The organism is Streptomyces sp. NPDC057287, from assembly GCF_042667905.1.
GTDB lineage: Bacteria > Actinomycetota > Actinomycetes > Streptomycetales > Streptomycetaceae > Streptomyces.
Genome location: NZ_JBHUYV010000020.1, coordinates 22,206 through 42,656, shown reverse-complemented (window position 1 = coordinate 42,656; position 20,451 = coordinate 22,206). Strand labels below are relative to the sequence as shown.

Sequence of the window (20,451 nt, the reverse complement as noted above, 5' to 3'; positions counted from 1 at the left end):
CCCGTCAACCGAACGACCTCCTGGAGATTCGACACCCATGCGCACGAACCCCTTCAAGACCCTGGCCGCCGCGACCGGCTGCCTGGCCATCGCCACCACCCTCTCCGCCTGCGGCGGCACCTCCGCCGCCTCCGACGAGAAGGTCGTCACCGTGTACAGCGCCGACGGCCTGAAGGGCGAGAACGGCAAAGGCTGGTACGACAAGGTCTTCGCGGACTTCGAGAGGAGGACCGGCATCGAGGTCGAGTACGTGGAGGGCGGCTCGGGAGAGCTGGTGCAGCGGACGCTGCGCGAGAAGTCCAACACGCAGGCGGACGTCCTCGTGACCCTCCCGCCCTTCATCCAGCAGGCGGACACGAAGAAGCTGCTGGCCGCGTACAAGCCGGCCGGTTCCGACAAGGTCGACCCGGCGGACAAGGCGTCCGACGGCACCTGGACCTCGGTCGTCAACAACTACTTCGGCTTCGTCTACAACAAGAAGGAGCTGCCCGCCGCGCCGAAGAGCTGGGAGGACCTCCTCGACGGCTCGTACAAGGAGAAGGTCCAGTACTCCACCCCGGGCGTCGCGGGCGACGGTACGGCGGTGCTCATCAAGGCCATGCACGACTTCGGCGGCAAGAAGCCGGCGATGGACTACCTCGGGAAGCTCCAGGCCAACAACGTGGGGCCGTCCGCGTCCACGGGCAAGCTCGCGCCCAAGGTGGACAAGGGCGAACTCCTCGTCGCCAACGGCGACGTCCAGATGAACTTCGCCCAGGCCAAGGACATGCCCAACCTCGGCATCTGGTTCCCCGCCCCGAGCGGTGGCGCGCCCACCACCTTCGCCCTCCCGTACGCGGCCGGTCTGGTCGACCGGGCTCCCCACTCGGAGAACGGCAAGAAGCTCCTGGACTTCATGCTCTCCGAACAGGCCCAGCAGGACGTCAGCGCGGTCGGCGGGGGCTTCGCGGCCCGCACGGACGTGACGGCCACGGACCCCAACGCCACCGAACTGGCCGCGCTGATGAAGGGCGTGGAGATCTTCGAGCCCGACTGGTCGGACATCGGGACCAACCTCGACGGCTACGTGGACGCCTGGAAGTCGGCCACCGGAAGCTGACCGCCGCCGGGCGGTCCACCGGAGCGTCCGGGGCCGCCGGTATGCGGCAGTGGACGTCAACAGATCAGGATCCCTCCTCAACACCGCATGCGGCAGAGCGGTGTTGAGGCCCTTCGCCACCACCACGGAGGTCTCACATGTCCGCAGGCATACCCCGCCGATCGCTCCTCGCCGCCGCCGCGGCCCTCGCCACCGCCGCCGGACCGCTCGCGGCGCTCACCGCGCACGCCGCCGCCCGGACTCCCAAGGTCCTGGTCATCGGGCTAGACGGTGCGATGCTCGGCCGGATCAGGGACGCCGACGCGCCGAGTCTCGACGGCCTCGCGGCGAGCGGCCTGACCTCGGTCAGCCCGCTGTACGCCGAGCCACTGGCCCCCACGCTCTCCGGGCCGGGGTGGTCGACCGTCATCACCGGAGTGTGGCCCGACAAGCACCTGGTGAAGGACAACGCCTTCACCGGCCACGCCTTCGCCCTGGTACCCCGACTTCCTCACCCGGATCGAGACCGCGAAGCCCTCCCTCTCCACCTACGCGGTCGCTTCCTGGGCCCCCGTCACCACCACGATCTTCTCCTCGAAGGTCGACTCGCGGGTGTCCACGCCGTCGGTCGAGTACGACACCGGCACCACCAGCCGTGCGGTGGCCGAGCTGCGCGACGGCACGCGGGACGCGGTCTTCGTCCATCTGGACAACATCGACCACGCGGGCCACAGCCACGGCGCGGCCAGCAGCCAGTACCTCACCGCCATCCACGACGCGGACGCGCAGGTCGGCCTGATCCTCGCGGCCGTCAGGGCCCGGCCCTCGTACGCTTCGGAGGACTGGCTGATCATGGTCACCGCGGACCACGGACACACCGACGCGGGTGGCCACGGTGGCGCGAGCGCGGCGGAGCGTCAGACCTTCCTCATCGCCGCCGGCGGAGGCATCACCCCGGGCTCCACCCGCCACGACATCAAGATGCCTGATGTCGCCGTCTCGGCGCTCGTGCACCTCGGTGTCCCCGTCGATCCGTCCTGGGACCTGGACGGCCGGCCGCTCCAGCAGCCCACCCCGGACGCTTTCGACGCCCTCCGCCCCCAGCTCGGGACGCGTGTCGACGAGACCGGTACCGGCGCTTCGGTCGTCGGCTTCACCCACACGCCACCCGCGGGCTGGACCGTCGACAACACCGCCATGGGCGCCGGCGGCGTGACCGAATGGCGCGGCTGGACCTTCACCACCGACGAGTTCTGGACCGCGTCCGAGCGGGCCCAGGGCCGTGAGAACAACATCCGGGCCCGCAACGTCTTCGCCGTCGCCGACGGGGACGAATGGGTCGACAAGAGCTACAGCGGCACGTTCGACTCCACTCTCGTCACCCCTGCCTGGAGGGTCACCGGCGGTTCGACGGCCGTCCTGCGCTACACCACGTACTACCGGCAGGAGGCCCCCCAGAAGGGCCAGGTGCTGGTCTCGTACGACGGCGGGGCCCCCGTGGCCGTGAAGACGTACACCGCTGACGTCACGTCGAGGGCCGAGAGCGTCACGCTCCAGGTCCCCGCGGGGGCCACCACCGCGCAGATCCGCTTCCGTTACACCGGCGGGAACAACTGGTACTGGACGGTGGACGCGGTCTCCCTCGCCGCTTCCTGACCACTGGCCGGCGCGGCCGCACGGCGGTGCGGTGCGGCCCTCCGATCGCCGGAGGACCGCACCGTGCCCGGCGTCCGTCAGGCGGTGTTGTTGGCCAGGGCCAGCAGCCGTGCCTCCGTGCCGCTGAAGCGGTCGCGGTCCACGGCACCGCTGATGCCGCTCACCGAACCGGTGGAGCTGTACTGCCAGAAGGTCCAGTACGGGAAGCCCGCCGGGATCGAGGGGCTGGCCGCGGTGGTCCAGTGGGCCACGAAGAGGGGGCTCTTGGCGGACATGCCGCTCCAGCTGCCGGTGCAGGTGTTCCACCAGCTCGGACTGGTGTAGATGACGGCGTCGCGGCTCGTCTTCGCCTTGTACGCGTTGTAGAAGTCGGTGATCCACGTCCGCATCGCGGTCGTGGACATGCCGTAGCAGCCGCCTTCGAGGTCCAGCATCCCGGGGAGGGTCAGGTTGTCCTTGGACCAGGCCCCGCCGTGGGCGGCGAAGTAGTTGGCCTGGGCCGCGCCGCCGGAGAGGTTCGGGCGGGCGAAGTGGTAGGCGCCCCGGATCACCTTCTGGCTGTGGGCGTTCCCGTAGTTGGTGCTGAACTGGGGGTCCGTGTAGGTGGTCGACTCGGTCGCCTTGATGTACGCGAACTTGATGCCCGCGGCCTTGACCGACGCCCAGTTGATAGACCCCTGGTAGTGGGAGACGTCAATGCCCGGAAGCTGCGCGGCCAGAGGCGCCGCGGCGCCCTCGGCCCCGAGGTGGAGCGTTCTGGTGTCCGGGGCGAACGCTGCGCCGTCCTGGGTGTAGCCGACGCCCATGTAGCCGGCACCGACGGGAATCGTGCTGCTCGAAGGCGCCGGCTGCGCGGCGGCCGGGCCCGCCGACACCGCCGGCGCGATCACGGCGCCCATGGCGAGCGCGACGGCCGCCATGACGGTCCGGCGGGCGGAACGAGGGGTGCGGACTCGGAACAACACGGATGCCTCCAGGCGCGTCGGGGGTGCGGAAGACAGGTGCGGGGGTGCTCGTCGGCCCGCGGATCTACCCGCGTAGCCGGTGAGCGGTCGTGGTCGGATTCACCGTTTCGGACAGCAGTGCGTGCAAGGCGTGCAGAGCGTGCTGGCGTGCTGGGCAACGGGGTGAGAGGTCCCCGGCGTGCGCCACGGTCACGTGTGATTGATGTGGACGCGTCACGAGTGACCCATGAACGGGCCTGTGAAGTAAAGGGTTTTCGGGCGCCTCTATGGTCTAGACCATCAGGGGGGTCGTCGAGCTGCGGTGATGGCTCCGCGCGGAAGAAGAATTCACGCGCTGAAAACGTCTCGGCCCACGAGCCGCTCGACCGGAGGACCGACGGAGTCCGGCAGAGGCGAGTGCCCGGACACCGCCGGGTCGCCCGCGCCGGAGAGAAGCGTCCCACCGGCCGCCGGCCTGCCCTGCGGCGCGTCGGCGCGACCGTGCGACGGCAGGGTGCGGCTCGGCCGGAGTGAGGACACCGCCCTCGTCCCCGTGGGAGAAGGCCCGGCCGGCTCCGCGCGCTGCGGATACCGGCCGGGCCACCCGATGCCGGGTCGCCGTCAGGCGCCGACGGGCATCGTGACCCGCTCGGCGGGCGGTGTCCCGGCGTCGACCCGGATCCGGTGGTAGGCCCGCAGCCGCAAGGTGCACCAGATACCGATGACGGAGACCACCATCAGAGCCACCGCCGGCGGCCAGTACGCCCCGCCCGCCAGCGACGACAGCCAGACCGCGGTCACCGGGGCGAACCCGGCGAAGACCATGTTGCACACCTGGTAGGAGAGCGAGATGCCGGTGTAGCGCACATGCGGGGCGAAGCCGTCGGCGAGGATCGCCGCGATCGGCCCGTACAGCGCGGACATCACGAGCCGCATGGCCAGCATCGTCAGGTAGATCAGGACGACGCTGCCCGTGCCCATCACCATGAACTGGGGCAGGGACAGCAGCACGACGCCCGCGAGCCCGGCGACGACGACCCGGTGTGCCCCCACACGGTCACCCAGCAGGGCGAGGAAGGGGGTGACGACCAGTTCCAGGAACGCGGCGAGGGAGAGGCCGTTGAGGAGCATGGACTCGGACAGGTGCAGTTCGCCGGTGCCGTAGGACAGCAGGTAGCTGGTCACGACGTAGTAGCCGCCGGTGGCCGTGGCCAGCGCGAACACGCCCACCAGGACCGTCTTCCAGTCCTTCTGGAGCACCTCGGCGACCGGCAGCCGGCTCGTGCCGGACTGCTCCGCCTTCTCCGACTGCCCCGCGTGGATGTCGTCCATCACCGGGGTGTCCTCGAGCTTGGTGCGGACGACCAGACCGATGATCACGAGGACGGACGAAGCAAGGAACGGCACGCGCCAGCCCCAGCTGTGGAAGGCCTCACTCCCGAAGAGGTTCATCAGGCTGAAGGCACCGGTGGACAGCAGGGCGCCGACCGACGAGCCGAGCTGCGCGAACGAGCCGAAGAAGGTGGCTCTGCCCTTCGGGGCGTTCTCGACCGCGATGAGCACGGCCCCGCCCCACTCGCCGCCGATCGCGACGCCCTGGATCAGCCGCAGGGTGATGAGCAGGATCGGAGCGAGGGCGCCGACCTGCCCGTACGTCGGCAGCAGACCGATGGCGAAGGAGGCGATGCCCATCATCAGCAAGGTGATGACCAGTGTCTTCTTGCGTCCCACCCGGTCGCCTATGTGACCGAAGACGATTCCGCCGAGCGGACGGAGCAGGAAGCCGACCGCGAACGTCGCGAACGAGGCGATCGTCTTGAGGGCCGTCGGCATGTCGGCGGGGAAGAAGACGTCGTCGAAGACGAGCGCGGCGGCCGTGGCGAAGGCGTAGAAGTCGTACCACTCGATGGATGTGCCGGCCAGGGCGGCGAAGGCGGACCGGTACGGACTCTGAGGCTTGTTCGGGGTGGTGCGGTCCGTCATGGGGACCTCCGGCGGGATCAGCGGGCGGGGACGGGGGCGCCGGGGCGTCCGCCCGTGCCCCGCAGGGCATGGGCGGACGCCCCGGGAGGGGGCAGGGCGCGAGCGGTGGGAGCGGAGGCAGCGGTGCCCGAGCCTGCCGGGGACGGAGCGGGAGAGGGGTGGGGAGTGCCGGGTGACGGATCAGCGGCCCGGAGCGGCCCAGGCGCGCCGGCCGCCCACCCATGTCTCCCGGACACGGATGCCGGTGAGCTCCTCGGTGGGCACCGTCAGCGGGTCCGCGTCCAGCACGACGAAGTCGGCGAGCATGCCCGGAGCTAGCGCACCCACGGCGTCCTCACGGTGCAGCGCCTGGGCGGCGGCCGCCGTGTGGGCGTGCAGCCCTGCCTCGACGGACAGGCGCAGCGACTCGTCACCGAGGACCGTACCGAGCACGGTGCGGCGGGTCGCCGCTGCGGCCACGGCCTCCAGCGGGGCGGGCGGTGCCACGGGCGCGTCGGACGAGAAGACCACGGGGACACCGGCGTCCGCGCAGCGGCCCGCCGGGTTGTACCGGTGGCCGAGCTCGCCCACGGCGGTCAGCGTGCCGTCGCCGGTGCGCAGGTGGTGCTGCGGCTGCATGACGGGGATGACTCCGAGCGTCCCCATACGGTCGATCTGCTCGTCGGTGGGCAGGCCGCAGTGCTCGATGCGGTGCCGCATGCCTGGGCGCTCCCGGTCGGCCTGAGCCTTCTCGACGGCGTCGAGCACCATGCCGATGGCGTACGGGGACTGGGCGTGGGTGGCGGTCTGCAGCCCGGCGGCGTGGGCGCGGCGGACGATGTCCGCGTACTCCTCGACCGAGTGGTAGAGCTGGCCGTGGTGGCAGCAGTCGGCGGCGTAGCCCTCGGGGAAGTAGGCGGTCCAGCCGCCGAGCGTGCCGTCGGCGTAGAACTTCACGCCCTGGATACGGAACCGGTCGTCGCCGAATCCGCGTACCGCGCCGAGCTCCAGGGCGGTGTCCAGGAGCGCGGACGTCAGGTACGCCGACACCCGCATGCGGAGGCTGCCGTCGTCCGCGGCGCGCAGATAGGTCTCCATCTCGCGCCGCGAGACCTGGGCGTCCCCGATCGTGGTGACACCGGCCGCCAGGAACACCTCCTGGGCGCGCAGCAGATGGTCGGCCATGATCGCTTCGGGCTCGGAGAGGTGGAAGTTCGGCCCGTGGTTGCCGATCTTCACGCCGGCCGGTCCGGTCAGCAGGTCGCAGGCCGCGTCCCACAGCTGCCCGTCGGGCTCACCGTCGTCGAAGTGACCGATGCTGCCGCCCTCGGGCGACGGGGTGCCCGCGGTGATGCCGCAGGTGCGCAGGGTGTGGGAGTTGACGACGCCGCCGTGTCCGGAGGCGTTCATCACGTAGACCTCGCGGTCCTCGGCGACCCGGTCCAGGTCGTGGCACGTGGGGTGGCGCTGCTCTGCGAGCCTGCGGTGCTCGTAGCCGAAGCCGCGGACAGGGACGCCGGCCGGCAGATCGCGTTCCGCCTCGCGCAGCACCTCGACCAGGGTCTCGATGTCGGGCACGCGCTCGGGGCGGAGATCGACCCAGGCCAGCGCCTGCCCGTACATGACCGGGTGGCAGTGTGCGTCGATGAAACCCGGGTGGACGAGGCCGCCGTCCAGGGAGAGCTCCTCGTCGACCCGGCCGAGGGCCGCGCGGGCGTCCTCGGCGGTGCCGACGTGCACGATGCGGTCGCCGCGCACGGCCAGGGCTTCGGCGCGGACCGTGGTGCCCGCGGCGGCTACGGCGGCACCCGTGACGAGCAGGGTGCGCTCGGGTGTCTCGGTGTGACGGGACATGGGGAGGCTGCTTTCGAGCGGAGATGTACAGAAGAGTGCCGACAGGCGTTTCGGCTCGCTGAACGATATGAAACGAACGACTGATTGACCAGAGGTGAAGATGGTCAATTTTTGTAAAGCCAGATCGGTTCGTGGGTTACGTATCGTCAGTCCTGCTCTTCTCGGGACTCCTGCTCTACCCGGCCGCCTGGGCGCGTGCTCCGGCGGACCTTCCGGATCAGGCGGGTCGCGGACCGATGTCGTAGCGCTCCTTGACCAGCTCCAGGTGGAACCAGCTCTCGACCTCGCGCACCGCGGGCAGCGCGCGCATCTCCTCGAGCGCCGCGCGTACCGCGCCGATCGACTCCGCGGTGATCGTGCCGACCAGCTCGGCGCGGCCCAGGCACGTCGACAGGAACGTCACCCGGGTGAGCCGCTCCACCTGCGCGGCGACCGCGGACGCCTCCCCGGCCACCCGCAGGCTGAATCCGCAGAGGAAGCCCATCCCCAGGACGTCGGGCCGCACCAGCGCGACCACCTTGGCCACGCCGCCGTCGAGGAGCCGGAGCGTCCGGGACCGGGTCGCTCCCGCGGACAGCCCCACGCGCTGGGCGAGCTCGGCGAAGGGGAGCCGCCCGTCGTCCTCCAGCTCGGCGAGGATCCGCTGGTCGACGGCGTCCAGGGCCGTGACCGTCGGCTCCTCGGTCAGCAGGTACGGATCCTTGACGTGCCGAGTCGCGACCAGGGGGTCCACGGTGCGTACGCCCGGAGTCGCGCGGATGCGCTCGATCGCACGCTCCAGCTCGCCGAATCCTGCGGTCCGCAGCTCCGTCATGATCGCCCAGCGTCCGCTCGTCAGCGTCACGAAGGGGGCCTGGGGGAGCGCGGCGATCGCCCGCGCCACCTCGGCCGCGGCGCCCTCGGTGCTGATGGACAGGTGCGCGGAGGCGGACAGGCTGCGCACCGCCGGGTGCACGATGGCGACCACCCGCACGGCCCCCGACTCCTGCAGCCGCTGGACGCGCATCCGGGTCGCCGGGCGGGACAGGCCGACGCGCTGGGCCAGGGTCTCGTACGTGAGCCGTCCGTCCGTCTGCAGCTCCCGCACGATCGACAGGTCCGTCTCGTCGAGCTCCATGTGGTGATCCCCTCCGTGCTTCGGTTCCGCCCGGCCGTGCAGCGGCCGGGTGCCCGCTCATTGTCGGTCAGCCGCCCGGATGCTTCGTCGATGGAGCATCCGGGGGAGTCGATGGTCGTACGGTCAATCATCTCGTTCGATGTAGACAAGGCGTACAGCGGAAACGTAAGTTTCGGCATGAAGGAACGATCGAATCATCTATGGAGGTCGATGTGGCGCGCCCTGTCGCCGTGATCACCGACACGGAGGAGCTTGATCCCGCCCCCGGCGTGCAGCTGCTCGCCGACGGCGGATTCGAGGTCCGTGTGGTGAACAGTCGCGATCCGGAGAGGATCGCCGCCGCCGCCCACGACGCCGTCGCGCTGGTCGTCGGCTACGCGCGGGTCGACGCGGCCCTCCTCGACCGCCTGCCCGGGGTGCGGATCGTCGCCACCATGTCCGCGGGCCACGACATGGTCGACACCGCAGAGGCCGCCCGCCGCGGGATCTGGGTCACGAACCTGCCGCACGCGGCCACCGAGGACGTCGCCGTGCACGCCCTCGCCTCGTCGCTCTCCCTGACCCGCCGGCTGCCGCAGGCCGACGCCGTGGTCCGGTCCGGCGGCTGGAACGAGGATTTCGCCGAGGTGCCCCGCCGTGCGAGCGAGATGACCCTCGGCCTCGTCGGCTTCGGCCGCATCGCGCGCACCTTCGCCCGCCTCGCCGCCCCTGTCTTCGGCCGAATCACCGCGTACGACCCGCACGCGGGCGACGCCGACGGGCCGGAGGGCGTCGAACGGCTCGGCCTGGACGAGCTCGTCGAGCAGGCCGACATCCTGTCGCTCCACACCCCGTCCACCCCGGCGACGCGGGGCATGGCCGACGCGGCCCTGTTCGCCCGTATGCGCCCCGGCGGCCTGTTGGTGAACGTCTCCCGCGGCGACCTCGTCGACCCCGGGGCGCTCCTGGACGCCCTCGACAGCGGACACCTCGCCGGTGCCGCCCTCGACGTCTTCCCGGTCGAACCCCCGGCCCCGGACGACCGCCTGCGCACCCACCCCCGCCTGCAACTCTCGCCACACAGCGCGTTCCTGACCGACACGTCCCTGCGCGCCTACATCCTCGAACCCGCCCGAAACGTCCTCGCCTGGTGGACCACCGGACGCCCGCACACCCCCGTCGTCGTCCCGGACGCCCAGGCCGACGGATCCCAGCCCGCCTCCCTCCGGCAAGGAGCACCCGCGTGACCGAGACACCCACCACCCCCGCCACCGCCGAGGACATCGCGGCCGAGGAGCTGCGCCTGCGGCGCGAACTGGCCGCCGTCTACCGTCTGGTCGCGCACTTCCGCATGACGGACCTGATCTTCACTCACATCTCGCAGCGTCTGCCCGGCCCGGACAACCACTTCCTGATCAACCCCTACGGGCTGATGTTCGAGGAGATCACCGCCTCCAACCTGGTCAGGATCGACCTGGAGGGCAATGCGGTCGAGCCGACCCCGCATCCCGTCAACCCGGCCGGTTTCGTGATCCACAGCGCTATCCACAAGGCGCGCACCGACGCCCACTGCGTGCTGCACACGCACACCAGGGCGGGCTGCGCCGTCGCCGCGCAGCAGGGCGGGCTGCTGCCGGTCAACCAGATGTCGATGGAGTTCCACAACCGCGTCGGGTACCACAACTACGAGGGCGTCGCCCTCAACCTCGACGAGCAGGAGCGCCTGGTCGACGACCTGGGCGGCCATCCGGCACTCATCCTGCGCAACCACGGTCTTCTCACCGTCGGCGAGAGTGCCGCCCAGGCCTTCCTGCGCATGTTCTACCTGGAGAAGGCCTGCGAGATCCAGGTCACCGCACAGGCGGCCGGGGCCCTGCTGGTGCTGCCCTCGGAAAAGGTCTGCGAGTACACCGCCCGGCAACTCGCGGGCGAGGCCACGGCCGACTTCCAGGACGACATCGCCTACGACCTGGCCTGGGCTGCGCTGCTGCGTCTCGTCGAGCGGATCGCCCCCGACTACAAGGACTGACGGAGACGGGTCCACCGGCCATCGGGCCCGACGGGCCCGGTGGGCTCCGTCATGGCGAGGCGGGGCCACCGGGATCCGGGTGTGCGGCGCATGTACTGGCGATTTCGCCGATGGTGTCCGAGCTCCGGCGTGGAGAGTCTGGTCGCGTCAAGCACCCGCATCCCCGTCAGGAGTGCCCCCATGCGTCGTCGTTCACCGCGCCGGCTTCTCGGCGTTCTCGCGGCCGTCACGGTCGCCTTCAGCCTGTTCTCCTCGGCATCGACGGCCGGCGCGGCCGACACCGCCCCCAAGGCGGCCCCGGCCCCCGCCGCGTCCGCGGCTGCGGCGCTGTCGACCAGCACGCCAGTCGTCTTCGTCCACGGGTACACCGGCAACGCGTCCAACTGGGTCACGGCCAAAAGCGTCTTCCAGCTCAACGGCTGGTCCAGCTCCAAGCTGTTCACGTACGACTACAACTCCTACGGGAACAACATCACCAACGCCCAGGGCCTCGCGAGCTTCGTCAACAACGTGAAGTCGCAGACCGGGGCGAGCAAGGTCGCCATCGTCAACCACTCGATGGGCGGCCTCGTCAGCCAGTACTACCTGAAGGTGCTGGGAGGCAACACCAGCGTCAGCCACCTGGCCTCTATCGCCGGCGCGAACCACGGGACTACGTTCGCCAGCGCCTGTCTGATCTACGTGACCTGCCAGCAGATGTACCCGGGCTCCTCCTACATCTCCCAGATCACCTCGGGTGACGAGACCCCCGGCGCCACCAGGTACGCCACCTGGTACTCGGCGTGCGACGGCGTCATCCTCCCGTACACCAGCACCAAGCTGGACGGCGCGACGAACAACAACGTGGCCTGCCAGACCCACATCGGGTACCTGACGGACACGCTCACACTGGGAGCGATCGCCCGCTTCGTCGCTTCCTGATCCGAGCGGGACGCCTCCGCGGACCCCGGAAGCCGCCGGCGGTCCGCGCTGGTCGCCCCGGCACCCCGGGCCCCCGCAGAACCGCCCGGGAGACCTGTCCGGGCCGCCCGGCAGGTCTCCTGCCCGGATCCGCCGCCTCAGGGCAGAGTGATTTCGTACGCCTTGCGCAGGGTCTCGTGGACGGTCCAGGTGGTCCGGTCGCCCTCGCGCAGGACGCAGAGGTCACCGGCACCCACGGTGAGGGTGGGGCCGCCGTCCACCTCGATGGTGGCGCGACCGTGGACGACGACGAAGAGCTCGTCTGCCTCGGTGTCGGTCACCACCCCGGGGGTGATCTGCCAGATGCCGCGGATCCGCCGGCCGTCCTCCGACGCCCAGAGGACCTTCCCCGACACCTCCGGTGTCCCTTCGAGGATCTGCGAGGGATCGAGCGGGTCCGGCGCGAGTTCGGCATCGGGGATGTGCACGGCGAAGGTCGTGATCTGGCTCATGCAGGTGACGTTAGGCCGTCCTCAGCACGCTTTCCCATCGGCAGACTGTCGCGCCGAAGTCCACTGGGCGCGGCGATCCGTCGATCAAGCCTGGCGGCCGGCCGCGCGGGCCCAGAGGTAGAGCGGGAGCTGGAGCGGCAGCCTGCCGTAGGCGAGTGCACGGGCCGGTGCGGGCTGGTCACGCCAGTCGTACGCCATCTTGATGTTGGCGGGGAACACGCCGACGAAGAAGAGCGCGGTGGCGCGGGCGCTGAGGCTCCGGGTGCGCGGCAGGGCGAGCCCTGCCGCGAGCGCCAGCTCCACGGCACCGCTGGCCCGGGTCCAGGACCTCGGGCTGCCCGGCAGGCTTCGCGGCACGGTCCCGTCGAACGGTGCGGGGGCCGCGAAGTGAGCGACCCCCGCGGCGGCCATCAGCCCTGCGAGCAGCAGGGGCGAGCGCGGGACGAGCGGGACGCGTGCCATACGGGACTCCTGGAGCTCGGCCGGGGCGACGGGGCTTGATGTTACTAGGAGGTAGGAACGCCTGCGGGGCCGTAGCGGGAGTGCTGCCCGTGGCGTCGGATCCGTACTCCTCCTGCCCCAGCACACCTGTGTCCGGGACTCCGGCCGGAGTCCCGGACACAGGTGCCGAGGGGACGGGGCGCGACGTTCTCACTGTTCCACCGGATGCCCGCCGTCCCCCTCGACCACGACACGGTCCTCACCGGCCTCCTCGGCGCGCTCGACCATGGTGACGTCGATCTCTCCGTCGCCGGTGGTGTCGAACTGGTAGACGTCGGCCTTACCGTCGCCGGTGGTGTCCGTCATCCAGACGTCGGCCTTGCCGTCCCCGTTGGTGTCCGCCGCCAGCACCACGTGGTGCTCGTTACCGCGGGCCTCCACAACTTCACCGTTTCTGTCCATGACCGCCGCTTGCCCCTGGGCCGTCAACCGAAACGTCGGCCTGGCGGGCTTGCAAGGGCAGGGGGTTCGGTAAGTCTGCCGACGCCATCTCTACGGCTTGCCGGCGAGACGCACACCGGATTCGTCACGCCCTCACGGGCGCTGGTTGAGCTTCTTGGCGTCGGTGAGTATGCGGGCCCGATCCATGAATCCGACGCCACGATCCTTGAGGACCTTGTCGACGTGGTGCGGCTTGCTGCCGGCGCGGAGCAGAGATGCGGCCTCCGTCACCAGGCCGTCCTGCCGGGCCGTGGGGGCCACCGTGACGGGTTCGGGCGTGGGGCGCGGTACACGAGTCCGGACTGCCGCGGCCGCCGGGTGAGTCCCTGGTCGGCGAGCGATGGCTGCCCGAAAGGGCCGGAACGTGAAGGAGACGCGGTAGCCGAACCGCGTGGCCATCAGGAACGTGCCGAGCGACCAGCACACCAGGAGAATGCCGATGAACTTCAGGATGTCAAGGGCGAGCGGGCCGGTGTAGGTCTTTTCGTCCCCGATCGAGCCGAGTGGCGCCATGAGGAGGGAAACCCCTGCGACCACCCGCCAGTTCCGCTGCCAGAACGTAGGGACCGGGGGCGTTCCGGGATTCCGAGCCGCTGTGGGCAGGGCGGATACGGACGAGCGGTGGATGCGGCGTGCCACGTCGTTGACCGGCGTCATCGCGCCGTCCAGCCGATACGTGAAGAGCGCGATGCTCCACTCCTGGGCGTAGGCCGCAGCGGTGCTCGTGTATGCGCTGCCGGTGAAAAAGATGAGCTGCGCGGTCGATCCGTAGGGGCGCGCTCCCACAAATCGTTGCAATTCCGGACGTCCGACCTGAGCGGCTTGGTACTTGACCTGCCCCAGCGCACCACCGGCGCGGACATCGATGCCGGAGTCCGGCCCTCCGGGGTGCGCGACGGCATCGATGAAGCCCCAATGGCGCATCCAGCGCGCTGCGTTGAGCTCGGCCTGCTGCCAGGACGAGATCTGCATCGGCGCCGGCGGCTCGATCCTCGACTGCATTTCGGCCACGTCTCTCCTCATGTGCTCGCTCTCGCCCCGGCAGATCACTGCTCAGGGCGGAACAAGAACGCGCACCTGGCAGGGGTCATGATGTGCTGACGCCGAGCCGCCTCATGATACGGGGCGCAGTGATAGTCGCACCGGCGAGAAACGGTGCAGCCGGCCGCGCGACGATCTCCGGGGCGCCTCAACTTGATGAGGTTTGATCGAGCTCCTGTCGTCGGAAGCCCAGCGGATTCACAAGGCTCCGGAGGTGCCGGCTGGCGTAACCGTCACCGCGGCGCTCCGACGCCCACCGTCAAGAGGCGGCAGGCTCCTGGAAGCCGTTCGCTTCGATGTGGGCGATGGCTGACGGATGGGTGGTTAGCCACTCGCCGCACACTCGCCAGTGATGGACGCTGCCGTCGCGGAACTCGGTGCGCACTTCCGCGACGAGCTTCTTGTCGCACTCGCCGCTCGTGGCCATGGAACAGATGACCTTGTCGTGCTGCTCGAACGCTGGAATGTACGGGTCGATCGACAGGATCGGAGAGCGCATCTCCCGCGCTGCTGAGTGAGACATGGCGCGGAGAGTAACAACGCGGCTTCGCCGACTCCTTACGTTCCGTGAAATATCCGGTCGGCGGTCACGACTCGCCTTCCTCCCCCAACTCGTTGATGAGCGGTACGAGGAGCGGGTGGACGGAGAAGCCGGACGCGCGGCCGCCGGGGTCCGCGTCGTACTCGGCCTTCAGGACCTGGACGGCTGATTCCGGGATCTTGCCCAGGTTGAGCAACAGGCCGGCGATGCGGGTGACCGGTTTGGTAAAGCCTCTGAGGGAGCGGCCCGAGGGGTAGTGGCAGATGTCGTAGACACTCTTGGCGTCCGCGACGCCGCCCATATCAGCGGCGTACTTGATTACGGCGACCCTGTCCTCGTAGTTTTCGTAGGTCAACCGGTCGAAGAGTTCCTGGAGCGCGTCGGTCGTCCAGCCGCCGTAGGCTCCGTCGTCGGTCCCAATCCGCTCGACGCGTTCGATGTCCTTGACGGAGCCCTCGCGGAGACCGAACTCCAGGATCGGCGCCGCGACCTCCAGGAACTGCTTGGGCGTCAGCATGAAGAGCCGCCCGCCGCCCCGGGCCTTGAGCTCCTCGGTCAGTTCCGGACGAGGTCCGCGGTTGAAACCCTGCTCCTTGCGCCACCAGTCCTCCTTTACGTCCGCCGTCACGAACAGCACGTCGCAGTGGCGGAGGCTGGCCTCGCGGAGGATCTGCTCCCACACGAGATAGTCCGCAGCGGCTCCCACACCTTCCTTCGATTTGTCCATGTAGCCCGGAGGCAGCCGTTTCTCGACGCGGCGCATGCCCTCCGTGATCGCCTTGTCGTGGTCCTGCGGATCCAGCGGAGCGCCGACTCGCCCGCCGAGCGCGGGTTCCAGTTCCGCGATAACCGGATCAGTGCTCGTGTCGTGGGTGATGTTCTGCCACTCGCCCTCGCCGACCTTGACGATCGTCTCCTGCACGTCGTCGAAGACCTCGTTCAGCTGACTCCGCAGACGGTCGGTCTCCTGCTCCGGGAGGGCCACACGATTCGCCCAGGTGCGCAGGGTGCGTTCCGCCTGGGCCGCGTGACCGGCCATGTCCTCGGCGGCCTGCGCACCGGACGACCGTGCCTCGCTCAGGGTGCCCTCACGGTTCCGCCAGAACTCCACGAGGACCTGGTGAGGCACCCACAACCGGTCTTCCACTGCGCCGAGCGCGCGCAGCAGGTCGCCGCGCGCCTGCTCGGTGTACCGGTAGAGGTTGAGCAGGACGTTGGCGTCGGGGGCGACCAGACCGTGGGTCAGTACAGAGGTGAAGTCGTCGGTGGTCGGGGTCCGGAAAGCTCCGAAGTCGTCGAAAAGGCCTCGATTGTCGGCTCCGGTCATCGTGTCCTCTGCCACTGCGCCCCCGTTGCCGCCGTATGCCGTATGCCGTATGCCGTATGCCGTATGCGAGGGGCGTTTCGTAAGTCACGTCCCCTCGCGTTCACCTGTGGGACGGTAGCGCGGCCAAGGCTGCTGTCGGAAGTGAACGGGCGACTCTCGCCCGTCTGTTGACTGGGTGGCCGTCCCGTGTCAGCTGGACCGGTGGTTCACCTCGGCCCAAATTGTCTCGCCTCCCGGCGGATACGGTTCGGTGCCCGAGCGGTCGGCCATCGCGTCGACTCTGAGCAGACCGCAGCCTGTCTCGCTCCCGGCCGCCGAGTCGGTCGGTACGACCGGGCAGGAGGCACTGAGCAGCCCGGAGCTGCCGGACCTCCACGTCGTCATGGCCATCGGGCTTGTCCTGGCGAACGTCGTCCGCAGCAGCGACCAGGACGCTCTTCTCGACGACGTCCAGGAGCGCATCGAGACGCTGTGGAAGAAGGCTGCGCATGAGGGGCGCCCGCCTGCCGTAGGCACGATCCTGGAGGTCGTCACGGAGACGTGGGCCGAGTTCTCCCGGGGGGAAGGAATGGCCAGTTGGGGCATCAACCTCCCCGACTACTCCCAGCTCGCACGGTGCCCGTTCCTCTCCGTCACCCTGCGCAACGGTCTCGTGACCCTCGTGGTCTCCACCCCGGACTGGGCCGCCATCAACGCGGTCGAAGACCCGCAGCAGTGGCACCGGTTGTTCGAGTGCGCGGTGATCAAAAAGCTCGATTACTTCCTGCACGTCTGGGTCGAGCATGTGCCGGGCTTCGACACGATTGCGAATCCCTGCCCCCCGCCGTCCTACTTCGCCAACCTGCGCGCGGAGCGCGGCGTGCCCTAGGCATGGATCGGGGGGAGGCCGTAGCGACTGACGGCCAGGTATGTTTCCGGAGTGGCCGCCTCGAGAAGACCTTCGTCACCCGTCAGGTCGAGCTCCGGTTCCTCGGGACGGCGCAGCAGGTCGCTCCAGTCGCTCGTCGCTCCACGCTCGTAGGCTTCCCGGAGCAGGGAGCGCAGCCGGGGGCGGGCTTCCTCCTGCTGTTCGTGGAAAATCCGCCGCTGGGTGAGCCGCTGCTCGTCCTGAGCGTCTTCGCTGCCCCGCTCGTCGGCGGCCAGCTGGTTCTCGGCGCGCAGCCCCGGGGTACGCCAAGCGATCGCGAGATCTTCCTCGTGGAGGCGCGCGCAGACGGCGAACAGCTTCCGGGACATACCGAGATGTACCTCGGTGCTGGGGATACGACAGGTGAGGAAGTCGTCGATCCCCCAGGAACGGATCTGGGCACGTGGGAGGTGCGACTTGCCGTGAAGTGCCGCTCCGCGGAGGTCGGCCCGCATGGCGAGGGTGCGGTCGTCCTTCTCCAGCGGTGTGGTCAGTCCGTGGCGTCGGTGGCGCGAAGTGCGGTCGGCCGGCACCGGCACCGTGCGCAACTGCGAGGCCGACGCGGAGCGCAGCGCCAGGTAGACGAGCATCTGGGCGCGGGCCGCGCCGATGAGCGCGTCGTCGTTCTCGCCGAGGTGGTCTTCGAGGTTGCCCTCGCCCACCGCTGCCTCGCCGTCGGGGTCGGATCCGGCCGGGGGAAGGGGCGGCTGGCCGGGGTGCAGCGCGTGGTCGATAGTCAGGAAGAGGTCGTCCCCGGGCCGCACGGCGGCTCCGACCAGGACGCTGCGGTGCGCGTACGAGCCGAGGACCTTGCTCCCGGCCTCCAGCTGCGCCCACCCGTCGCGCAGAGTCTTGAAGTCGCAGATACCGCCCTTGGCCTCGATCAGCCAGTACGCCTTCTCCGCCTCGTGCCGTCCCCACAGGTCCGGCAGCTTCCTCTTGGGGTCCTTGAAGGTGGCGCTCAGGGCGGGGATGGGGCCGCCGAGTTCGAGGTGCTCGGTCTGCCCCAGACCCAGCAGTGAGCGGCAGACCCACTCGGTCATCGTCATGCCGAGCCGGTAGGCGGCAGCGCTCTTCGCGGTGCGCTCGGTGCCGTACGCGTAGACCGGGTTCAGCGTCAGGCGCTGGCCCGTGGCGCCCGGCACGGGGGGCTGATGCTCGAAGGGGTGCGCACCTAGGTAGGCGTACAACGGGGCGACTCGGGCGACGAGCTCCCCGTGTGCGTACTGCGGCTGGTTCTGCAGGTGCGGGGTGATGTCGCGGCCGACCTCAGTGGCCGCCTTGATGATCTCCCGCCACGTGGTGGTCGGGGCATACCAGCCGTCCGCCTTCGGGAACCCGTCCGTTGGGCTCCACGCCTTGTGCTCGGCCGTCCGCCACTGCTTCCTGGGCTTGGCCGCGGGCCCGTTACGAAACAGCACCGGTATGTCGAAGCTGTCGGCGTAGGTGAGTGGCGGCTCGTCGGGGACGTGCGCGGGGATCATCGGCGTCATGGGACAACCCTGGCACGAGCCTCGACGCCCCTGGGGCGGACGTTGCGAGGTTGCTTCGTTGACAACTCTGCGTGACGGCTGACGGCTGCTCAGGTTGGTCTGACGCATCGTCGACTATTCAAGATCATCTTGCACATGTGTTGCACAAGGCACTGAAAAACAACAGTGATCAGTGACGGGCCGTGAAGGTGAGTATTCGCAGCTCAGATGGCATGTTGCGGTGTTGTGCCCCTTGGGCCCAAGGGGCACAACACCCCGCCGGTCAGATGTCCCGGAAGATCTCGATCTGCGCCCCCACCGAGTTCAGCCGCTCCGCCAGCTCCTCGTAACCACGGTTGATCACGTACACGTTGCGCAGCACCGACGTGCCCTCGGCGGCCATCATCGCGAGCAGCACCACCACCGCCGGGCGCAGTGCGGGCGGGCACATCATCTCGGCGGCGCGCCAGCGGGTGGGGCCCTCGACCAGGACGCGGTGCGGGTCCAGGAGCTGGAGCCTGCCGCCGAGGCGGTTGAGGTCGGTGAGGTAGATCGCGCGGTTGTCGTAGACCCAGTCGTGGATCAGGGTCTTGCCGTGCGCGGAGGCCGCGATCGCCGCGAAGAACGGCACGTTGTCGATGTTCAGGCCGGGGAAGGGCATCGGGTGGATCTTGTCGATGGGCGCCTCCAGTTTGGAGGGCCGGACCGTCAGGTCCACCAGTCGTGTGCGGCCGTTGTCGGCGGCGTACTCCGCCGTGCGGTCGCAGTCGACACCCATCTCCTCCAGGACCGCGAGCTCGATCTCCAGGAACTCGATCGGGACCCGGCGGATCGTCAGCTCGGACTCCGTCACGACGGCGGCGGCCAGCAGGCTCATGGCCTCGACCGGGTCCTCGGAGGGGGAGTAGTCGACGTCCACGTCGATCTCCGGGACACCGTGCACCGTGAGGGTCGTCGTGCCGACACCGTCGACGCGTACGCCGAGCGCCTCAAGGAAGAAGCACAGGTCCTGGACCATGTAGTTGGAGGAGGCGTTGCGGATGACCGTCGTGCCGTCGTGCCGGGCGGCGGCCAGCAGGGCGTTCTCGGTCACCGTGTCGCCGCGTTCCGTCAGGACGATCGGGCGGTCCGGCCGGACCTCGTGGTCGACCTGTGCGTGGTAGAGCCCGTCGGTCGCCGCGATCTCCAGGCCGAAGCGGCGCAGCGCGATCATGTGCGGCTCGATCGTGCGCGTACCGAGGTCGCACCCGCCGGCGTACGGCAGGGTGAAGCGGTCCAGGCGGTGCAGCAGCGGGCCGAGGAACATGATGATGGAGCGGGTCCGGCGCGCCGCGTCGGCGTCGATCGACTCCAGTTCGAGCTGGGCCGGCGGCAGGATCTCGAGGTCGACGCCGTCGTTGATCCAGCGGGTGCGCACGCCGATGGAGTTGAGGACCTCCAGCAGCCGGAAGACCTCCTCGATGCGGGCAACCCGGCGCAGCACGGTGCGGCCCTTGTTGAGCAGGGAGCCGCAGAGCAGCGCGACGCACGCGTTCTTGCTCGTCTTGACGTCGATGGAGCCGGATAGCCGGCGTCCGCCGACGACCCGAAGATGCATGGGACCGGAGTAGCCGAGAGACACGATCTCGCTGTCGAGGGCTTCGCCGATGCGGGCGATCATCTCAAGGCTGATGTTCTGGTTGCCGCGCTCGATGCGGTTGACGGCGCTCTGGCTCGTGGCGAGCGCCTCGGCGAGCTGGCTCTGTGTCCAGCCGCGGTGCTGCCGGGCGTCACGGATGAGCTTGCCGATACGGGCGAGGTAGTCGTCTTCCATGCCTGCACGCTATCTCAGATATGAGATGAAGATCGTGCCGGGGGTGTGCGAGTCGGGTAACAGCACTGTGCCGGACCGCGGGCGGGCGCCTGATTCGAGGATCAGGCGCGCCCGACGGCCCGGCGTGCGGTGTTCCGCCGATCGGGTGATTCAGCTGCGCCGGCTGCGTTTTGTCGTCTTGCGCCATCCGAAGGGGCCCGGCAGGTCCATCGACGTGGTGCGCCTGCCGGTGCTGCTGTGGGTGCGCTTCGGGCCGTGCCGTCCACCGGTCGTGACGGACCACGAGCGACGGTTGATGTTCAGCCGGACGCCCGGAAGGATCTGGAAACTCTTGCGGAATGTGAGCGGCATCTGCGCCTCCTCTGTCAGGAGTACGG

The 20,451-nt window shown here is 69.6% G+C and carries 18 protein-coding genes and 1 pseudogene; 6 read left to right on the top strand and 13 right to left on the bottom strand.

Features of this window, described 5'->3' with window-relative positions; genetic code table 11:
• Positions 1-37: 37 nt before the first annotated feature.
• Positions 38-1,099 carry a 2-aminoethylphosphonate ABC transporter substrate-binding protein gene (locus tag ACFUNE_RS30760; RefSeq protein WP_383574775.1) on the top strand — a complete coding sequence of 354 codons (1,062 nt, stop codon included), beginning with the start codon at positions 38-40 and terminating at the stop codon, positions 1,097-1,099.
• A gap of 137 nt (positions 1,100-1,236) precedes the next feature.
• Positions 1,237-2,734 (top strand): annotated as a pseudogene (locus ACFUNE_RS30755) (alkaline phosphatase family protein).
• Positions 2,735-2,811: 77 nt separating this feature from the next.
• On the opposite strand, the gene ACFUNE_RS30750 reads toward ACFUNE_RS30755, so the two are convergent.
• The 4 genes from ACFUNE_RS30750 to ACFUNE_RS30735 all read right to left on the bottom strand — a co-directional run bounded on the left by ACFUNE_RS30750 (position 2,812) and on the right by ACFUNE_RS30735 (position 8,611).
• Positions 2,812-3,654, bottom strand: coding sequence for a GH25 family lysozyme (locus tag ACFUNE_RS30750; RefSeq protein ID WP_383574988.1), 843 nt, complete (start codon positions 3,652-3,654; stop codon positions 2,812-2,814).
• Between the two features lie 645 nt (positions 3,655-4,299).
• On the bottom strand, positions 4,300-5,661 hold the full coding sequence (locus ACFUNE_RS30745) for an MFS transporter (RefSeq protein WP_383574773.1): 1,362 nt from the start codon (positions 5,659-5,661) through the stop codon (positions 4,300-4,302).
• Between the two features lie 180 nt (positions 5,662-5,841).
• Complete coding sequence (locus ACFUNE_RS30740; protein ID WP_383574771.1) at positions 5,842-7,494, bottom strand: amidohydrolase; 1,653 nt, start codon at positions 7,492-7,494, stop codon at positions 5,842-5,844.
• A gap of 217 nt (positions 7,495-7,711) precedes the next feature.
• Positions 7,712-8,611, bottom strand: coding sequence for an Lrp/AsnC family transcriptional regulator (locus ACFUNE_RS30735; RefSeq protein WP_383574769.1), 900 nt, complete (start codon positions 8,609-8,611; stop codon positions 7,712-7,714).
• Positions 8,612-8,823: 212 nt separating this feature from the next.
• On the opposite strand from ACFUNE_RS30735, the gene ACFUNE_RS30730 reads away from it, so the two are divergent.
• The 3 genes from ACFUNE_RS30730 (at position 8,824) to ACFUNE_RS30720 (ending at position 11,540) form a co-directional block, all read left to right on the top strand.
• On the top strand, positions 8,824-9,837 hold the full coding sequence (locus ACFUNE_RS30730; RefSeq protein ID WP_383574767.1) for a C-terminal binding protein: 1,014 nt from the start codon (positions 8,824-8,826) through the stop codon (positions 9,835-9,837).
• Positions 9,834-10,619: a class II aldolase/adducin family protein gene (locus ACFUNE_RS30725; protein ID WP_383574765.1), complete on the top strand. Its 786-nt coding sequence runs from the start codon at positions 9,834-9,836 to the stop codon at positions 10,617-10,619. Before ACFUNE_RS30730 ends, ACFUNE_RS30725 begins: the two co-directional genes overlap by 4 nt.
• 180 nt (positions 10,620-10,799) lie before the next feature.
• Positions 10,800-11,540 carry an esterase/lipase family protein gene (locus ACFUNE_RS30720; RefSeq protein ID WP_383574764.1) on the top strand — a complete coding sequence of 247 codons (741 nt, stop codon included), beginning with the start codon at positions 10,800-10,802 and terminating at the stop codon, positions 11,538-11,540.
• Between the two features lie 137 nt (positions 11,541-11,677).
• Here ACFUNE_RS30720 and ACFUNE_RS30715 read toward each other — a convergent pair whose 3' ends face one another.
• From ACFUNE_RS30715 to ACFUNE_RS30690, 6 genes are all read right to left on the bottom strand, one after another.
• Complete coding sequence (locus ACFUNE_RS30715) at positions 11,678-12,031, bottom strand: cupin domain-containing protein (RefSeq protein WP_383574762.1); 354 nt, start codon at positions 12,029-12,031, stop codon at positions 11,678-11,680.
• A gap of 84 nt (positions 12,032-12,115) precedes the next feature.
• Entirely contained in the window at positions 12,116-12,493 is a 378-nt protein-coding gene (locus ACFUNE_RS30710) for a DoxX family protein (RefSeq protein WP_383574760.1), read from the bottom strand.
• Positions 12,494-12,682: 189 nt separating this feature from the next.
• The gene (locus ACFUNE_RS30705) at positions 12,683-12,934 is read right to left on the bottom strand and encodes a hypothetical protein (RefSeq protein WP_383574758.1); all 252 of its coding nucleotides are present in this window, start codon (positions 12,932-12,934) and stop codon (positions 12,683-12,685) included.
• A 132-nt stretch (positions 12,935-13,066) separates the two neighbouring features.
• Positions 13,067-13,975, bottom strand: coding sequence for a restriction endonuclease (locus ACFUNE_RS30700; RefSeq protein WP_383574986.1), 909 nt, complete (start codon positions 13,973-13,975; stop codon positions 13,067-13,069).
• A gap of 298 nt (positions 13,976-14,273) precedes the next feature.
• The gene (locus tag ACFUNE_RS30695; protein ID WP_383574756.1) at positions 14,274-14,537 is read right to left on the bottom strand and encodes a hypothetical protein; all 264 of its coding nucleotides are present in this window, start codon (positions 14,535-14,537) and stop codon (positions 14,274-14,276) included.
• A gap of 64 nt (positions 14,538-14,601) precedes the next feature.
• The gene (locus tag ACFUNE_RS30690) at positions 14,602-15,882 is read right to left on the bottom strand and encodes a PIN-like domain-containing protein (protein ID WP_383574754.1); all 1,281 of its coding nucleotides are present in this window, start codon (positions 15,880-15,882) and stop codon (positions 14,602-14,604) included.
• Positions 15,883-16,132: 250 nt separating this feature from the next.
• Between ACFUNE_RS30690 and ACFUNE_RS30685 the strand changes: the two genes are divergently transcribed.
• Positions 16,133-16,750, top strand: coding sequence for a hypothetical protein (locus ACFUNE_RS30685; protein ID WP_383574752.1), 618 nt, complete (start codon positions 16,133-16,135; stop codon positions 16,748-16,750).
• Here ACFUNE_RS30685 and ACFUNE_RS30680 read toward each other — a convergent pair.
• The 3 genes from ACFUNE_RS30680 to ACFUNE_RS30670 all read right to left on the bottom strand — a co-directional run bounded on the left by ACFUNE_RS30680 (position 16,747) and on the right by ACFUNE_RS30670 (position 20,425).
• On the bottom strand, positions 16,747-18,282 hold the full coding sequence (locus ACFUNE_RS30680; RefSeq protein WP_383574751.1) for a gamma-glutamyltransferase: 1,536 nt from the start codon (positions 18,280-18,282) through the stop codon (positions 16,747-16,749). The two genes, ACFUNE_RS30685 and ACFUNE_RS30680, sit on opposite strands and share 4 nt — an antisense overlap.
• Before the next feature lie 262 nt (positions 18,283-18,544).
• Positions 18,545-20,074, bottom strand: a complete 1,530-nt coding sequence (locus ACFUNE_RS30675) for a helix-turn-helix domain-containing protein (protein WP_383574749.1) — start codon at positions 20,072-20,074, stop codon at positions 18,545-18,547.
• A 150-nt stretch (positions 20,075-20,224) separates the two neighbouring features.
• Positions 20,225-20,425 carry a DUF4236 domain-containing protein gene (locus tag ACFUNE_RS30670; protein ID WP_327113347.1) on the bottom strand — a complete coding sequence of 67 codons (201 nt, stop codon included), beginning with the start codon at positions 20,423-20,425 and terminating at the stop codon, positions 20,225-20,227.
• Between the last annotated feature and the right edge of the window lie 26 nt (positions 20,426-20,451).

Coding starts and splice junctions, on each gene's coding strand:
- ACFUNE_RS30695 (WP_383574756.1), bottom strand. CDS start 14,537: ATGTCTCACTCAGCAGCGCGGGAGATGCGCTCTCCGATCCTGTCGATC.
- ACFUNE_RS30720 (WP_383574764.1), top strand. CDS start 10,800: ATGCGTCGTCGTTCACCGCGCCGGCTTCTCGGCGTTCTCGCGGCCGTC.
- ACFUNE_RS30670 (WP_327113347.1), bottom strand. CDS start 20,425: ATGCCGCTCACATTCCGCAAGAGTTTCCAGATCCTTCCGGGCGTCCGG.
- ACFUNE_RS30690 (WP_383574754.1), bottom strand. CDS start 15,882: ATGACCGGAGCCGACAATCGAGGCCTTTTCGACGACTTCGGAGCTTTC.
- ACFUNE_RS30735 (WP_383574769.1), bottom strand. CDS start 8,611: ATGGAGCTCGACGAGACGGACCTGTCGATCGTGCGGGAGCTGCAGACG.
- ACFUNE_RS30750 (WP_383574988.1), bottom strand. CDS start 3,654: ATGGCGGCCGTCGCGCTCGCCATGGGCGCCGTGATCGCGCCGGCGGTG.
- ACFUNE_RS30715 (WP_383574762.1), bottom strand. CDS start 12,031: ATGAGCCAGATCACGACCTTCGCCGTGCACATCCCCGATGCCGAACTC.
- ACFUNE_RS30710 (WP_383574760.1), bottom strand. CDS start 12,493: ATGGCACGCGTCCCGCTCGTCCCGCGCTCGCCCCTGCTGCTCGCAGGG.
- ACFUNE_RS30675 (WP_383574749.1), bottom strand. CDS start 20,074: ATGGAAGACGACTACCTCGCCCGTATCGGCAAGCTCATCCGTGACGCC.
- ACFUNE_RS30680 (WP_383574751.1), bottom strand. CDS start 18,282: ATGACGCCGATGATCCCCGCGCACGTCCCCGACGAGCCGCCACTCACC.
- ACFUNE_RS30740 (WP_383574771.1), bottom strand. CDS start 7,494: ATGTCCCGTCACACCGAGACACCCGAGCGCACCCTGCTCGTCACGGGT.
- ACFUNE_RS30705 (WP_383574758.1), bottom strand. CDS start 12,934: ATGGACAGAAACGGTGAAGTTGTGGAGGCCCGCGGTAACGAGCACCAC.
- ACFUNE_RS30700 (WP_383574986.1), bottom strand. CDS start 13,975: ATGCAGTCGAGGATCGAGCCGCCGGCGCCGATGCAGATCTCGTCCTGG.
- ACFUNE_RS30745 (WP_383574773.1), bottom strand. CDS start 5,661: ATGACGGACCGCACCACCCCGAACAAGCCTCAGAGTCCGTACCGGTCC.
- ACFUNE_RS30760 (WP_383574775.1), top strand. CDS start 38: ATGCGCACGAACCCCTTCAAGACCCTGGCCGCCGCGACCGGCTGCCTG.